Source organism: Dactylosporangium sp. NPDC000555 (genome assembly GCF_040300025.1).
GTDB lineage: Bacteria > Actinomycetota > Actinomycetes > Mycobacteriales > Micromonosporaceae > Dactylosporangium.
Window position 1 is genome coordinate 1 of sequence record NZ_JBEPDB010000030.1, and the last position, 14,517, is coordinate 14,517.

General features: G+C 69.7%; 13 protein-coding genes, 2 pseudogenes and 1 riboswitch. Of the genes and pseudogenes, 8 read left to right on the plus strand and 7 right to left on the minus strand.

The annotated features are described in order from the left end of the window. The 3 genes and pseudogenes from ABT297_RS19465 to istB all read left to right on the plus strand — a co-directional run. Window positions 1–376: Mu transposase domain-containing protein (locus ABT297_RS19465; protein ID WP_502885595.1), on the plus strand; the 376-nt coding region annotated here is incomplete at its 5' end. Beyond that, complete coding sequence (locus ABT297_RS19470) at window positions 376–699, plus strand: hypothetical protein (protein ID WP_350551248.1); 324 nt, start codon at window positions 376–378, stop codon at window positions 697–699. The genes ABT297_RS19465 and ABT297_RS19470, both read left to right, overlap by 1 nt. Beyond that, window positions 699–1,500 (plus strand): annotated as a pseudogene (istB, locus tag ABT297_RS19475) (IS21-like element helper ATPase IstB). Before ABT297_RS19470 ends, istB begins: the two are co-directional and overlap by 1 nt. A 590-nt stretch (window positions 1,501–2,090) precedes the next feature. On the opposite strand, the gene ABT297_RS19480 reads toward istB, so the two are convergent. The 6 genes and pseudogenes from ABT297_RS19480 to rpmH form a co-directional block, all read right to left on the minus strand. Then, on the minus strand, window positions 2,091–2,936 hold the full coding sequence (locus ABT297_RS19480; protein ID WP_350551432.1) for a bifunctional 5,10-methylenetetrahydrofolate dehydrogenase/5,10-methenyltetrahydrofolate cyclohydrolase: 846 nt from the start codon (window positions 2,934–2,936) through the stop codon (window positions 2,091–2,093). A 493-nt stretch (window positions 2,937–3,429) separates the two neighbouring features. After that, window positions 3,430–3,512: riboswitch (ZMP/ZTP riboswitch) on the minus strand. A gap of 152 nt (window positions 3,513–3,664) precedes the next feature. Continuing rightward, complete coding sequence (locus ABT297_RS19485) at window positions 3,665–4,315, minus strand: Jag family protein (protein ID WP_502885600.1); 651 nt, start codon at window positions 4,313–4,315, stop codon at window positions 3,665–3,667. 122 nt (window positions 4,316–4,437) lie between these two features. Beyond that, window positions 4,438–5,520: a membrane protein insertase YidC gene (yidC, locus tag ABT297_RS19490; protein ID WP_350551438.1), complete on the minus strand. Its 1,083-nt coding sequence runs from the start codon at window positions 5,518–5,520 to the stop codon at window positions 4,438–4,440. A gap of 11 nt (window positions 5,521–5,531) precedes the next feature. Beyond that, window positions 5,532–5,803: pseudogene (yidD, locus tag ABT297_RS19495) on the minus strand (membrane protein insertion efficiency factor YidD). Beyond that, a complete protein-coding gene (gene rnpA, locus ABT297_RS19500) occupies window positions 5,800–6,447 on the minus strand; it encodes a ribonuclease P protein component (protein WP_350551250.1) in 648 nt (215 codons plus the stop codon). Before rnpA ends, yidD begins: the two are co-directional and overlap by 4 nt. Before the next feature lie 37 nt (window positions 6,448–6,484). Continuing rightward, the gene (gene rpmH, locus ABT297_RS19505; protein ID WP_344616653.1) at window positions 6,485–6,622 is read right to left on the minus strand and encodes a 50S ribosomal protein L34; all 138 of its coding nucleotides are present in this window, start codon (window positions 6,620–6,622) and stop codon (window positions 6,485–6,487) included. A gap of 567 nt (window positions 6,623–7,189) precedes the next feature. On the opposite strand from rpmH, the gene dnaA reads away from it, so the two are divergent. The 5 genes from dnaA (at window position 7,190) to ABT297_RS19530 (ending at window position 13,563) form a co-directional block, all read left to right on the plus strand. Beyond that, window positions 7,190–8,890: a chromosomal replication initiator protein DnaA gene (gene dnaA, locus ABT297_RS19510; RefSeq protein ID WP_350551253.1), complete on the plus strand. Its 1,701-nt coding sequence runs from the start codon at window positions 7,190–7,192 to the stop codon at window positions 8,888–8,890. Window positions 8,891–9,923: 1,033 nt separating this feature from the next. After that, window positions 9,924–11,054 carry a DNA polymerase III subunit beta gene (gene dnaN, locus ABT297_RS19515; protein ID WP_350551255.1) on the plus strand — a complete coding sequence of 377 codons (1,131 nt, stop codon included), beginning with the start codon at window positions 9,924–9,926 and terminating at the stop codon, window positions 11,052–11,054. Window positions 11,055–11,069: 15 nt separating this feature from the next. Beyond that, entirely contained in the window at window positions 11,070–11,942 is an 873-nt protein-coding gene (gene gnd / locus ABT297_RS19520; RefSeq protein ID WP_350551258.1) for a phosphogluconate dehydrogenase (NAD(+)-dependent, decarboxylating), read from the plus strand. 3 nt (window positions 11,943–11,945) lie between these two features. Next, complete coding sequence (gene recF / locus ABT297_RS19525; RefSeq protein ID WP_350551260.1) at window positions 11,946–13,058, plus strand: DNA replication/repair protein RecF; 1,113 nt, start codon at window positions 11,946–11,948, stop codon at window positions 13,056–13,058. Next, complete coding sequence (locus ABT297_RS19530; RefSeq protein WP_350551263.1) at window positions 13,051–13,563, plus strand: DciA family protein; 513 nt, start codon at window positions 13,051–13,053, stop codon at window positions 13,561–13,563. Before recF ends, ABT297_RS19530 begins: the two co-directional genes overlap by 8 nt. A 14-nt stretch (window positions 13,564–13,577) precedes the next feature. Here the strand turns inward: ABT297_RS19530 and ABT297_RS19535 are convergent, their stop codons facing one another. Further along, on the minus strand, window positions 13,578–14,135 hold the full coding sequence (locus ABT297_RS19535) for a hypothetical protein (RefSeq protein ID WP_350551266.1): 558 nt from the start codon (window positions 14,133–14,135) through the stop codon (window positions 13,578–13,580). Window positions 14,136–14,517: the final 382 nt, after the last annotated feature.

A 14,517-nucleotide genomic window follows, 5' to 3' on the forward strand; every position in this document is an offset into this window, starting at 1 on the left:
GCTGCCACCGATCGACACCGCGGTGATCGGCTGGCGGCACTCGGTGCGGCTGCCCCGGGACCACTACGTGCGGCTGGACTCGTGCGACTACTCGGTGCACCCGGCTGCGGTCGGGCACCGGGTCGAGGTGACCGCCGACCTGGACACCGTGTCGATCACCCGGGCCGGCGGCCCGGTCGGGACGCACGCACGGTGCTGGGCCCGGCAGCAGACGATCACCGATCCGAACCACGTGCGGGCGGCGCAGGCATTGCGGCAGGCGGTGGCGGACCGGCCCCGCAGCGGCGTCGACGCCGAGGTCGCCTGCCGGGACCTGGCCGACTACGACCGGCTGTTCGGCCTGACCGGCGACGAGCCGATGCGGCAGGTGGCCTGATGCCCGCCGCGACCGCACTGACCGCCGCGGCGTCGCTGCTGGCCGCCGCCGCGCTCGTTGAGGCCGCCGACACCACTGGGGTGTCGGTGAGCGTGTCCGAGACCGACATCAGCATCCAGATCGGCCGGCACGCCGGCGACCCGGCCGTCCGCGCCGCGGCCGTGGCCGCCTACGCCGGCCTGCTGCACACCACCGTGACCCGCACCCCGGCCCGCCACAGCCCGGGCAGCCGGGTGGAGACCCACGCGGTGCTGGCCGGGCACCCCGTCCACGTCTGGACGTTCATCGACCCACCCGAGCCACTCGACCTGCTGGAGCACTGATGCCCACCAAGACCGGCACCACCGCCACCGTCGCCGCCGGGCGGGACACCACCGCCGAGATCGCCTACCTCACCCGGGCGTTGAAAGCCCCAACCCTGCGCGACGCGGTCATCCGCCTCGGTGACCGGGCCCGCGCCGAGGGAGGAGTTCCTCGCCGCCTGCCTGCAACGCGAGGTCGCCGCCCGCGACGCCCACGGCGGTGAGGACCGCATCCGAGCCGCCCGGTTCCCCGCCCGCAAGACCCTCGAGGAGTTCGACTACGACCACCAACGCTCACTTAAACGCGACGTCATCGCCCACCTCGGCACCCTCGACTTCGTCGCCGGCCGGGAGAACGTGATCTTCCTGGGGCCGCCAGGCACCGGCAAGACCATGCTCGCCATCGGCCTGGGCATCCGCGCCTGCCAAGCCGGGCATCGCGTCGCGTTCGCCACCGCCGCCGAGTGGGTCGCCCGCCTGGCCGCCGCCCACCACGCCGGCCGGCTGCAGGACGAGATCACCAAGCTCGGCCGGATCCCGCTGCTGATCATCGATGAAGTTGGCTAAATCCCGTTCGAACCCGAAGCGGCGAACCCGTTCTTCCAACTCGTATCGGCCCGCTACGAACGCTCCTCGGTGATCATCACCTCGAACAAACCCTTCGGCCGCTGGGGTGAGGTCTTCAGCGACGACGTCGTCGCCGCCGCCATGATCGACCGCCTCGTCCACCACACCGAAGTCATCGCCCTCAAAGGCGACAGCTACCGACTCAAGAACCGAGACCTCGGCCGCGTCCCCGCGGCCACCACCGACGACCAATGACCACCAGGGGGTCAGTTTTCAGCCGTCGCGAAGGGGTCAAATTTCAGCCGCCGTTGACAACGCGGGCACGGGACGCGGGCACAGGCGTGGGCCCAGCAGAACACAAAGCCGGAACCCGGGCGCGCGGCGCAGGAGTGCGGGCGCGGGCGGACGCGAGAGCGGGCGAGCGCCGACGCGGTGGCACGGGCAAGCGGGCGAGCGCGGAAGCGCGGGACGCGGAAGCGCGGGACGCGGAAGCGCCGGACGCGGAAGCGCCGGACGCGGAAGCGCCGGACGCGGAAGCGCCGGACGCGGAAGCGCCGGACGCGGAAGCGCCGGACGCGGAAGCGCCGGAAGGCCGGGGGCGCGGGAGCGGGGAAGGCCAGGGCGCGGAACGCGGGGCGAGTGCGGGAACGCGGATACGGGCGTGGCCCGACGGACCGGCTGGAATCGTGGAGACGGCGGTCAGGACACCCGACAGCGGGGATGACGGCGGGGCTCGGGGTGCCCGAGGCCTCGGCACGCGTGTGGGCTGAGAAGCCTGGATCACCCGCACAAGATAGGGCGTCGAACGCGCGGGGGCGCGCTGTGTGGCACGCCCCCGCGCTGTTTCACGTGAAACGGCGCTCCGCCGCCTCGATGGCGTTGCGGAAGAGCATGGCCACGGTGGTGGGGCCTACGCCGCCCACTCGCGGGGTGATGGCGCCGGCCACCGCGGCGCACGACTCCGCGACGTCGGGGAGCAGACGGCGGCCCTCGTAGCGAACGCCGCCGCCGACCACGACCGCGCCGGGCTTGACGTGCTCTGGCTGAATGATGCCCGGAACACCGGCGGCTGCGATGAGGATGTCGGCGCGGCGGGTGTACCGGGGCCAATCCGGGACGCCGGTGTGCACCACCGTCACAGCCGCGTTTGCCGTCGGGCGCTTCTGGGCCAGGAGCATCGCCAGTGGCCGGCCGAGGGTCGCGCCGCGCCCCAAAATCACCACCTCGCGACCGCTCACAGGGATGCCGTGGTACGCAAGGAGCGCCTCAATACCCGCCGGCGTGCACGGCAGCGGGCCGGGGATGCCGGCGGCCAGGCGACCCAGGTTGAGCGGGTGCATGCCGTCGACGTCCTTGTCCGGGTCGACGCGCATGAGGGCGGCGTCGTAGTCGAGATGTTGCGGCGTCGGGTACTGAATCAGGAGCGCATGTACGTCCGGATCCGCGTTGAAGTCGTCGATCGCCGCTTGGAGGTCGGCTTGGCTCGCCGTCGCCGGGAGGTGGCGGTGCGGGGAGTCGAAGCCGAGCGCGGCCGCCTGGCGCTGCTTGATGCGGATGTAGCCGGCACTCGCGTCGTCGTCGCCGACAAGGATGGTGGCGAGTGATGGGGTGATGCCGCGGGAGCGCAGGGCGGCCACCCGGGACTCGACGTCCGCAAGGATCTGGTCCGCGACCGGACCACCGGGCAGCAGTCGCGCGGAACTACCGGGCCGAACATCACCGGAGCCGCCAGGCCGAACGTCGCTAGAGCCACCGGAGGCGTCCCCAGAACCACCGGAGGCATCGCTGAAGCCGCCCGAGGCGTCGCTGGAGCCGCCGGAGGCGTCACTAGAGCCATCTGGCCGAACATCGCCAGGGCCACCGGGGCGAGCATCACCGGAGCCGTCGGGCAGGGCGCCATCGGAACCGTCGAGCTGAGCGTCGACCGAGCCGTAGGGCCGGACGCCATCGAGGCCACCGGGCCGAGTGTCGCCAGCGCCGCCGGACGCGGCAGAGCTGGACGGGATCGCCGCGGCGGACCGGGACGGGACAGGCTCGGACGGGACAGTCTCGGACACGGTGGGCGTGGACGGCACGGGCACAGATTCCGACGGGTTCGGGGCGGACGCGCCGGACGCGGACGCGGGCGAGGGAACGGAAGAAGAGAGAACACCGGGCGACTCGGACATACGACTCCTCGCGGAGCGTGGAAGCCCAGGCGGTCGACTCCCACGACGAGGCTTCCCGATGGTTGCCCATCCTTGGTGCCGCCAGTCGCGTCTACCCCCAATTATGCCCGACCGCGTTGTGCCCGACCGCGCCGCGCACCAGGGCAGCGGCGCACGGCCGAGGGCGGGTGGGCGTACGAGCCGGATAAACAGCAACCGCCCCCGAGCCGTGACTGGCGGCTCGGGGGCGGTAAGGAAACTGCGATGCGCCGCTACGCCGTCGGGCGGACCACGATCCGCCGGGACGGCTCGACGCCCTCGGACTCGCTCTCCACGCCGGGGAGGGCGTTGATGACGTCGTGCACGCACTTGCGCTCGAACGCGCTCATCGGCTCCAGGCGCACGGCCTCGCCGTACTCCTTCACCTTCTCCGCGGCATTCTTGGCGATCGCGCCGAGCTCCTTGCGGCGCAGCGCCCGGTAGCCGCCGACGTCGAGCAGCAGGCGACTCGGTGAGCCGGTCTGCCGGAACACGGCCAGCCGGCTCAGCTCCTGCAGCGCCTCGAGCGTGGCGCCCCGCTGACCGACCAGGGCCTGAAGCCGCTTGCCCGAGCCGTCGCCGCCCTCGACGACCTCAACGACCGGGCGGCCGCTCACGACCAGCTCGTCGATGTCGCCGTCGTAGTCGAGGATGTCCAGCAGTCCCTCGACGTAGTCGGCCGCGATCTCGCTCTCACGGAACAGGTCCGCGGTGCCGCGGCTGGAGCCGCCGGCGGCCGGGGCCTCGGCGCCTTCCTCGTCCTCGTCGTCGCTCTCTTCGGCATCCAGGTTGGCGTCCTGCCCCAGGGCCTTGTCCGCGTCCTGGTCCGTGTCCTTGTTCTTGCCCAAGGCCTCGGCGCCGAGATCGCTGGTGGTGTCAGTCACGAAACTCATCTCCGCATGTTTGGGGCGCCGAGGCGCCGTCACAGGTCGTCGGTGAGGGGTGGGTTGCTTCAGGGGGAGCGCCTCACGCCGGGCCGATGAGGGGCGGACCCGGCGCGGTCGCGTCAACCCGACTGCCGCTTCGCGGCGCCACCCTTCTTCGGGTTGATCGGCTTGGCACCGGGCCGCGGGGCGCGGGACGGGGTGCCGTTGGCGGCGGAATCGGTGGCCTGCGCACCGGTCGCCTTGGCACCTGTGGCCTTGCCGCCGGTCGCCTTCACCGCGCCCTTGCCGTTGGCCCGCTGCGTGGCGGCCTCTTCCTTGGCCCGGCTGAACAGCGCGGCGAACCCGCTCGGCTTCGACTCTGCCACCTTGGCGGTGCCGCCGCTCTTGAACGGCACGGTGTTGGTCGTCGCGCTCGCCGGCGGCGGGTACTTGTGCAGCACCCAGTACTGCTGGGCCAGCGTGATGGCGTTGTTCGTGACCCAGTAGATGATGACGCCGATGGGGAAGTACCAGCCGGAGGTCAGCGTGAAGAACGGGATGCCGTAGAGCATGAACTTCTGGATCATGCGCTGCTGCGGGTCGGTGTTCCAGCCCGTCTTCTTGATCATCTGACGCTGCGTCAGGTAGGTCGTGGTGATCATCAGCGCGACCAGGATGGCAGCGACGATCTTGACCGTGGTGGAGCTCGCATTGATTTCCATCAGCTCGGCCGCGCTGCTGCTGAACTTGGCGACGATCGGGGCGTCGAAGAGGCGGGCATCGACGGCGCTGAGGAACTCGGCCTTGCTCCAGCCGTAGAGCTGCATCCCGGTTTCGGACATGCCCGGCCGGAGGTGACGCAGCACGTGCAGGAGGCCAATGAACACCGGGATCTGCAGGAACATCGGAAGGCAGCCCATGAGCGGGTTGACCTTCTCCTCCTGGTAGAGCTTCATGACCTCCTTCTGGAGGGTCTCCCGGTCGCCCTTGTGCTTCTCCTGCAGCTCCTTCATCTTCGGCTGAATCGCCTGCATGGCGCGCTGCGACTTGATCTGCTTGACGAAGATCGGGAAAAGCACGATCCGGACGGTGATCACGAGGAAGACGATCGCGAGCACCCACTGCCAGTTGGTGCTCAGCACCCGGTGGTCAGGCAGGATCGCATCCCACACGGTGTGCCAGAACAGCATCACCTTCGAGATCAGCCAGTAGATCCCGGCCATCAACTTGCTAATCACGACACCGCTCCAGTCACGTCGACTCGGGCTCGGGCGAGTGTCCCCGGCGCGGAGGCACCGGGTCGAACCCACCGGGGTGGAATGGGTGGCAGCGCAGCAGCCGCCAGATCGCGAGACCGATTCCCTTGATCGCGCCGTGCGTGCCGACCGCCTCCAGGGCATAAGCGCTGCACGACGGGTAGAACCGACAACGCGCCGGCAGTGCCGGGCTTATCCAACGACGGTACGCGACGATGGGAGCGGCTACGATCCGGGATCCGGCGTTCATCGACGGCTACCTCGGTTCTTCGGTCGGCGCGCAGCTTCCAGCGCCGCGTCGAGGTCTCTCTCAAGCATGTCGTACCGCAGCCCCGCCGCCTCGGGCAGCGCCCGCACGACGAGCACCGAGCCCGCCGGTAGTGTGGAGATGCGCGCCCGGACGAGGTGTCGCAGCCGCCGCTTCACGGCGTTGCGCACGACGGCGTTCCCGACGGCCTTGGACACGACGAAGCCGGCGCGGGCAGTCCCCGCCTCCGGCGCGACCGGCTCGACCCGCTCGGCCTCGGCGTGCACGGCACCGACATGATCGGTGTCGGCCTGTGGATGACGGGCCTGCGGATGGTCGACCTGCGGCTCGCATCCGCTCGGCACATCGTCGGACGACATCGCGGCACGAGGCTCGCGGAGGGCCGAACCGTCGACGGCTGACGGCCCGGGCGAAGACGGAGCCGGGTGTGAGGAAGGTGCCGGTTCCGGCGAAGACGCAAATCGCGATATGTCGGTATGCAAGGACTCAAACGGAGCAACCCCGGGCCGCGGCGGCCCGGGGTTCAGGAAATGCACGACCACGGCCCCCCGGCCGGCCCGCCGGCCGTTGCGAATGGTGGCGGCGAAGTCTTCCCGTCGCCGCAGTCGCTGTGCGGCCGCAAGCACGCTGCCTCCCGGAGGGCCCGGTCGTGGCGGTTCAGGCTCAGGCCGAAAGGCGGTCGCGCCCCTTGGCGCGGCGCGCCGACAGGATCGAGCGGCCGGCGCGGGTGCGCATGCGCAGCCGGAAGCCGTGGGTCTTCGCGCGCCGGCGGTTGTTCGGCTGGAAGGTGCGCTTGCTCACGTCGGGGCTCCGTCTTCGTGACTTGGCGTGGACTGACTGGCCATCGAAGCCGGGCGCCCACGGGATGTCGATCGGTGATTGGAGCTTACCAGGGACCGGTGCTCCAACCGAAACAGGGTACGCGCCACCACACCGACCGTCAACGACCGCCGGCGAGCGTCGCGTATCCACCGGATCGAGAGTACAAAACCCCTGGTCAGACCCGAAATCCACAGGTTAGTTGTGGACAACGGTTGAGTGGTTGTGGACAACGCTGTTAACGTGCCCGGTTGCCGGTAGACACCGCGACGACCGGCGACGGGGCACAACGGACTTTCCAGGTCAAACAGGCGCTTTGCTAGGGGGAGAAGGACCGCGCCTGACCCTGTTCCACCTCTGCGTACACGCTGATTACCACACAGTCAGCTCAGGCCGGGAGGGAAACAGGACGATCCGTCCACGGCACATGAGTCGTTGATACACAGGTTGTGGAAAACCTGTGGACAATGATGCCGGGGGCGGCGGGAAGCATCCGGGCACTGTCCACTCGCGGTGGGGGCCGCGAATGACGATGGGGGTGCGCGAACGGTGACGGACACCGACCTCGCAGCGATCTGGCATGCCGCGACGGACCAGCTCGCCGACGGGATCGACTCGGCGCAGCAGCGCGCATACCTGCGCATGACGCGGCTGCGGGCGATCGTAGAGGACACCGCGCTGCTGTCCGTACCCGACCCGTACTCGCGCGACATGATCGAGAGCCGGCTCCGGCCGGTCATCACCGAGGCGCTCTCGCGGCTACTGGGCCGCGCCATCCAGGTGGCCGTGACGGTCCGGCCACCCGAGGACGCACCAGCTCTGCCGGCGCCATCGGCATCACACTGGTCCAACGGCGCGTCCGCCTCGCTGCGGGACCCGCTGGCCCCGCTGGACAAGCTGCCGCTGGATGGCCGGCCGGAGCACGCTGCTGGCGAGCGGTCCGCGCTGGACAACCGCGCGCCCCTGGAGGTACCACGGCCGGAGCACGACCGGCTGTTCGACCTTCCCGGCGAGAAGCCGGCCAGCGACTCGTGGCGCGGCGAGTACTCCGGCACCGCCGTCGAGGCGGCCGCGTCGGAGGCCGGACGGTACGAGCAGCCGCAGTTCGAGTTGCCGCGTAACGAGCAGCCACGCGACGAGCTGCCGCCGCCGCGCCCGTCGACGCCCGGCACCGGCCGCGACGACCGCCGGGGCGCGTCCACGCCCGCCGGGGACTCGGCCGGCAACCGGCTCAACCCGAAGTACACCTTCGAAACGTTCGTCATCGGCTCGTCGAACCGCTTCGCGCACGCCGCGTCGGTCGCGGTGGCCGAGTCGCCGGCGAAGGCATACAACCCGCTGTTCATCTACGGCGGCTCCGGGCTCGGCAAGACGCACCTGCTGCACGCCATCGGGCAATACGCCACGATGCTGGGCAATGCGCGGTTCGTGCGGTACGTGTCGACCGAGGAGTTCACGAACGACTTCATCAACTCGCTGCGCGACGACAAGACCCAGGCGTTCCAGCGCCGGTACCGCGACGTCGACATCCTCCTGATCGACGACATCCAGTTCCTGGAGAGCCGGGAGCGGACGCAGGAGGAGTTCTTCCACACGTTCAACACGCTGCACAACGCGAACAAGCAGATCGTCATCAGCTCGGACCGCTCGCCCCGGCAGCTGGCCACGCTCGAGGACCGGCTGCGCACGCGGTTCGAGTGGGGCCTGCTGGCCGACATCCAGCCGCCGGACCTCGAGACCCGCATCGCGATCCTGCAGAAGAAGGCGGCGCAGGAGCGGCTGTTCGCGCCGCCGGACGTCCTCGAGTTCATCGCGTCGCGGATCGCCTCGTCCATCCGCGAGCTGGAGGGCGCGCTGATCCGGGTCACCGCGTTCGCGAACCTGACCCGCTCACCGGTCGAGCTCAGCCTGGCCGAGGAGGTCCTGCGCGACTTCATCCCAGACGGCTCCGGCCCGGAGATCACCGCCGACCAGATCATGGCGTCGACCGCCGACTACTTCGGCGTGAGCCTGGAGGACCTGCGCGGGCATAGCCGGTCGCGGGTGCTGGTGAACGCGCGCCAGGTGGCCATGTACCTCTGTCGTGAGCTGACCGACCTCTCCCTGCCGCGCATCGGCCAGGCGTTCGGCGGCCGCGACCACACGACGGTGATGCACGCCGACCGCAAGATCCGGCAGCAGATGGCCGAGCGGCGGTCGCTGTACAACCAGATCGCCGAGCTGACGAACCGCATCAAGCAGACCGCCTGAGCCGCCGGCGCGAGCCGGTTATGCACAGGTAGCGGCCGTCCACCGGCATTGATCACAGGATGTGGACAACCGGGTTATCCACCGTTTCCACAGGCACCTGACCTGGGACTAGTCGCCATGTGGCCATAAGATATCCACACGTCGTCCCCAGGTCATCCACAGCCCGTTCAGGCCATACCCTGCACGGTTATCCCCAGTGTCCACACGCTGTCCACAGAAAACCTGTGGATAACTTCGTTTGTGCCAAGTTTCTGGGGTGAGTCATCGGGTGACTACCGACTGTTCACCTAAGTTACCCACAACCTGTGGATAACTCCTGTGGATTACATGTGGATGTCGTGTGGATGATGACAGACAGTCACTCGTCGACAGCAGAGTGTTACACGGGTTCGGGCCATACGTTATCCACAGAAGTGGATAAACCCTGGGGATTACCGGTGGATAACCGGTGGACAACGCCTGTGGATAACCTGTTATCCACAATCCACAGGGTTGTACACACCGGTTCATACACAGCTCATCCACCGACACACACAGGTGCTGAGCTGCGGATACGCGGGTTTTCCACAGTATCCACACCCCCTACTACTACGAAGAGAATTTCTTTAAGAAGAGAAGAAAAGCAATCATCGGTTGGTGGACAAGTTCGGCCGGCCCGTTTTGGCAGGGTCGGTGCACGACCGTCGCCAGGAGGCCCTAAGGTTCGATGAGCGAGCCTGACCGGACGCACAGCGGACCGAAGGCCACCGCTCGAACGCTCATCGCCACAGACCGTTGCCATCACTTCCGTGCCATCAGCTCTCGTTGCCGGCAGCTCCGTGCGGAGCCACCGGGACCGGGTCCCACCCGGCCGCCCGAACCGGCGAGAATCAGGCGGCACACCGCACGAGCACACACCACACCGACGCAGCACCGGCGCCGCCCAGCGCCTGCGGCCAGACGTATGCCCGGAGCGAAACGCCCGCGGGCCGCGGGACCTGGCGCGCGACGAGCGGCGAACATGAAGTACCGAAGAGAATGCGGGAGGACCGCGATGAAGTTCCGAGTTGAGCGCGACGCGCTCGCCGATGCCGTCGCCTGGACGGCCAAGAGCCTGCCCAGCCGCCCCTCGGTGCCAGTTCTCGCCGGCGTCCTACTGCGGGTGGCGGACGGCCGCCTGCACGTGTCGAGCTTCGACTACGAGGTGTCCAGCCAGGTGACCGTCGAGGTCCAGGCCGACGCCGACGGCGCGACGCTGGTGTCCGGCCGGCTGCTCGCCGAGATCACCAAGTCGTTGCCCGCCAAGCCGGTGGACGTCGCGGCGGTCGGGTCGCACGTCGAGATCACGTGCGGCAGCGCCCGGTTCACGCTGCCGACGATGCCGGTCGAGGACTACCCGACGCTGCCGGAGATGCCCGAGTCCGCGGGCACCGTCGAGGCCGCCGTGTTCGCCAAGGCGGTGTCGCAGGTCGCGATCGCCGCCGGCCGGGACGACACGCTGCCGATGCTGACCGGTGTGCGGATCGAGCTCGAGGGCAGCAAGCTGACTCTGCTCGCCACCGACCGGTACCGGCTGGCCGTGCGCGAACTCGAGTGGCGCCCGGACGAGTCGGATATGAGCGTCGCGGCCCTGGTGCCAGCCCGCACCCTGGACGACACCGCGAAGACGCTCGGCCCGCTCGGCGGTGCGGTGTCGGTCGCGCTGTCGCGGGGCAAGCTGGGCGACGGGATGATCGGGTTCGCAGGCGGCACCCGGCGCACGACGTCCCGCCTGCTGGAAGGCGATTTCCCGAAGGTCCGCGCGCTGCTGCCCGACACCCACAACGCGCAGGCCCGGATCCCGGTGGCGGCGCTCAACGAGGTGGTCCGGCGCGTCGGCCTGGTCGCCGAGCGCCAGACGCCGGTGCGGTTGTCCTTCAGCACCGACGGCCTGGTCGTGGAGGCGAGCGGCAGCGAGGACGCACGGGCCAGCGAGGCGATGGACTGCCAGTACGAGGGTGAGCCGATGACGATCGCCTTCAATCACCAGTATCTGCTCGACGGGCTCAAGGCGCTCGACGCGCCCATCGCGGTGCTGTCGTTCACCGACCCGAAGAAGCCTGCGGTCATGTCGCCGGCCAAGGATGATGGAGAAATCGTCCCCGGGTACTGGTACTTGATCATGCCGGTTCGTATCGGCAGCTGATTCGGAGGCACCACAATGCAGCTCGGTCTTATCGGCCTGGGCAGGATGGGCTTCAACATGCGCGAGCGGCTGCGCGCCGCCGGGCACGAGGTCATCGGCTACGACCAACACCCCGACGTCACCGACGTGGCGTCCCTCAACGAACTGGTCGAGAAGCTCGCCGCGCCGCGCGTGGTGTGGATCATGGTGCCGGTGCAGTACACCGAGTCGACCATCGAGGAGCTGTCGGGCCTGCTCGCCGCCGGCGACATCGTGATCGACGGCGGCAACTCGCGGTTCAGCAACGACGGGCCGCGGGCGGAGCGGCTCGGCACCAAGGGCATCGGGTATCTCGACGTCGGCGTCTCCGGCGGCGTCTGGGGCCGGACCAACGGCTACGCGCTGATGGTCGGCGGCGAGAAGAAGCACGTCGAGCACTGCATGCCGATCTTCGACGCCCTCAAGCCGGCCGGCGAGTTCGGGTTCGCGCACGCGGGCGGCCCGGGCGCCGGCCACTACGCGAAGATGGTCCACAACGGCATCGAGTACGGGATGATGCACGCCTTCGCCGAGGGCTACGAGCTGCTCGAGGCGTCGGAGTACGTCGACAACATCCCTGAGGTGATCAAGAGCTGGCGCGCCGGCTCGGTCGTACAGTCGTGGCTCCTGGATCTGCTCGACCGCGCGCTGGACGAGGACCCCGAGCTCGCCGGGATCAAGGGCTACGCCGACGACACCGGCGAGGGCCGCTGGACGGTCGAGGAGGCCATCCGCCTCGCCGTGCCCATGAACGTCATCGCAGCCTCGCTGTTCGCCCGGTTCGCCTCTCGGCAGGACGACTCGCCGGCGATGAAGGCCGTCGCCGCGCTGCGCAACCAGTTCGGCGGGCACGCCGTCAAGAAGGACTGAATTTTGTACGTCCGGGGCTTGGAGCTCGTCGACTTCCGCAGCTACGAGCGGGTCGTCGTCGAGCTCGGTCCCGGCCCGTGCGTGCTCGTCGGGCCCAACGGGGCCGGCAAGACCAACCTCGTCGAGGCCCTCGCCTACGTGGCGACCCTGGAGTCGCACCGGGTCGCCACGGACGCGCCGCTGGTGCGCTTCGGCACCGGCCGCGCCGTGATCCGCTGCGCCGTCGTGCACGAGGAGCGCGAGCTGCTGATCGAGCTCTCGATCGAGCCGGGCCGCGCGAACCGGGCCCGGCTGGGCCGCTCGCCGGTCGGTCGCACCCGCGACATCCTGGGCGCCCTCCGCCTCGTGCTCTTCGCGCCCGAGGATCTCTCGCTGATTCGGGGAGACCCTTCAGAGCGCCGCCGGTACCTTGATGAGCTGCTCGTCGCGCGTCAGCCGCGCTTCGCCGGGGTACGCTCCGACTACGACCGGGTGCTCAAGCAGCGCAACGCCCTCCTGCGCAGCGCATATCTGGCCCGCAAGACCGGCGGCAGCCGCGGCGGCGACCTGTCCACCCTCGACGTGTGGGACACGCACCTGGCCCGGCACGGCGCGCAGCTCGTCCGCGCCCGGCTCGACCTGGTCGCGGCGCTCGCGCCGCATGTGGCCAAGGCGTACTCCGCGGTGAGCGCGAGCCGTTCCGACGCCCGGATCGTGTACAGCGCCTCCTTCGGGCTGCGGGACGACCTTGAGCAGGCGCTGCTGGCGGCGCTGTCGGAATCGCGAACCTCCGAGATCGAGCGCGGCGTGACGCTCGTCGGGCCGCACCGCGACGAGCTGACGCTGACGCTCGGGGAGCTGCCGGCGAAGGGGTACGCGAGCCACGGCGAGTCGTGGTCGTACGCGCTGGCGCTGCGGCTGGCGGCGTACGAACTGCTTCGCGACGACGGGGTGGAGCCGCTGCTGGTGCTCGATGACGTGTTCGCCGAGCTGGACGCCGGACGCCGGGACCGGCTGGCCGCGCTGGTCGGCGACGCGAGCCAGGTGATCGTGACCTGCGCGGTCGAGGACGATGTCCCGTCGACGCTGCGCGGCTCACGCTTCGAGGTCGGTGGGGGTGAGGTCCGACATGTCTGAGCATGCCGGTAATTCGGAGAAGTCTGGTCCCGAGCTGGCTCGGGCCGCGGTCGAGGCGGCGCTGGCCAAGCAGCGCGCCAAGCCGCGCCGAAAGTCTGTGCTCGATTCCCAGCCGCGCCGCCGCGGGTACACCGGCCCCGGCCCGGACCCCCGCGACCCGCAGCTGCTCGGCACGGTGCTCGAGCGCCTGGTCAAGCAGCGCGGATGGTCCCGCCCGACGGCCGAGGCCCGGATCTTCGGCGAGTGGGCGCGGGTCGTCGGCGCCGACATCGCCGCGCACAGCCGGCCGCTCAAGCTCGAGGACGGCGAGCTGACCATCGAGGCCGAGTCCACCGCCTGGGCCACCCAGCTACGCATGCTCGCCGCGCGGCTGCTGGCCGGCATCGCGCGGGAGATCGGCCACAACGTGGTCAAGCGCCTGCACATCCACGGCCCGAGCACCCCGTCGTGGGACCGCGGCCCACGCCGCATCCGGGGCCGAGGCCCTCGGGACACCTACGGCTGACAGGGATTGCCGAGCTAGAAATCGGCGTACACCGCGAAGCCGCGGTTGGCGCAGCGCCGGTAGAACTTCGCCAGCACGTCGAGCTCAGAGATCGAGTAGCTCCACTGCGGAGCGTTGCCCGAGTCGTCACGCAGCGCGTCCAACCGGCTCTGCAGCCAGCGCAGCTGCTGCTCGGCGAGGCGGGAGCCCTCCAGCGCCTTGCGCAGCACCGAGCTCACGGTCTCGAAGGTGATCTCGTCGCCGTACTCCTGGTGGCCGTTGACGAACCGCTCCAGGCCGCCGGCGATCCAGGCGCAGTCGTCCGGGCTGATCACCGGGTCCTCGTCCTCGGCGGCCGCGTCTGTGGCGAACAGCACGCCGTTGAGTCCAAAGAGGAGGTCGACGAGCTCCGTATACCCGGTGACGCGCACGGTGCCGGTCTTGGCCACGTGATCGGCGAGCGTGGCGGCCGGCCCGGCGTGCAGCGGCAGCGTCTCCGCCAGCTCCGCGAAGTCGACGAACTCGGCCGGTGCGACCGGGTCGTAGAACCGACCGGTGCGCGGCCACTGCACGGCGACGTTGTCAAGCCCCATCGCGCACCCCTCATCACACTGCTTTCATATCCCGCGCACCCGCCCGCGGCGGGGAACATACGGCACGAACGGCCTCTTGCGCGACCCCCGGAAGTTCCGAAAGCCGCAATCGGATCCTCGACTGCCTGTGCCGCCCGCCACCAGGCACTGAGACCCCTTCTGCGTAGGGGGACCTTCGGACCGCACCGTTCGGGCCGCTACGTGGATTACAGGCGCCGTCCCGGTGCGTAAATGTCGCCCGGACACAGTAGGATTGCATCGGCTCATAGAACAGTCGATCACATCCCGCGTGTGTGTCACAGCGGTGGTCGGCCCGCCGGAGGTCAGGGCGCTTGCCAGAGAAGCGCCGGGCACCGGCGTGCCTTCTGCGGCCCCGGGCGCG

Excerpts from the sequence above, each read along its gene's own strand:
- ABT297_RS19470 (WP_350551248.1), top strand. The coding sequence starts at position 376 with ATGCCCGCCGCGACCGCACTGACCGCCGCGGCGTCGCTGCTGGCCGCC.
- dnaN (WP_350551255.1), top strand. The coding sequence starts at position 9,924 with ATGAAGTTCCGAGTTGAGCGCGACGCGCTCGCCGATGCCGTCGCCTGG.
- ABT297_RS19535 (WP_350551266.1), bottom strand. The coding sequence starts at position 14,135 with ATGGGGCTTGACAACGTCGCCGTGCAGTGGCCGCGCACCGGTCGGTTC.
- ABT297_RS19530 (WP_350551263.1), top strand. The coding sequence starts at position 13,051 with ATGTCTGAGCATGCCGGTAATTCGGAGAAGTCTGGTCCCGAGCTGGCT.
- yidC (WP_350551438.1), bottom strand. The coding sequence starts at position 5,520 with ATGGCCGGGATCTACTGGCTGATCTCGAAGGTGATGCTGTTCTGGCAC.
- gnd (WP_350551258.1), top strand. The coding sequence starts at position 11,070 with ATGCAGCTCGGTCTTATCGGCCTGGGCAGGATGGGCTTCAACATGCGC.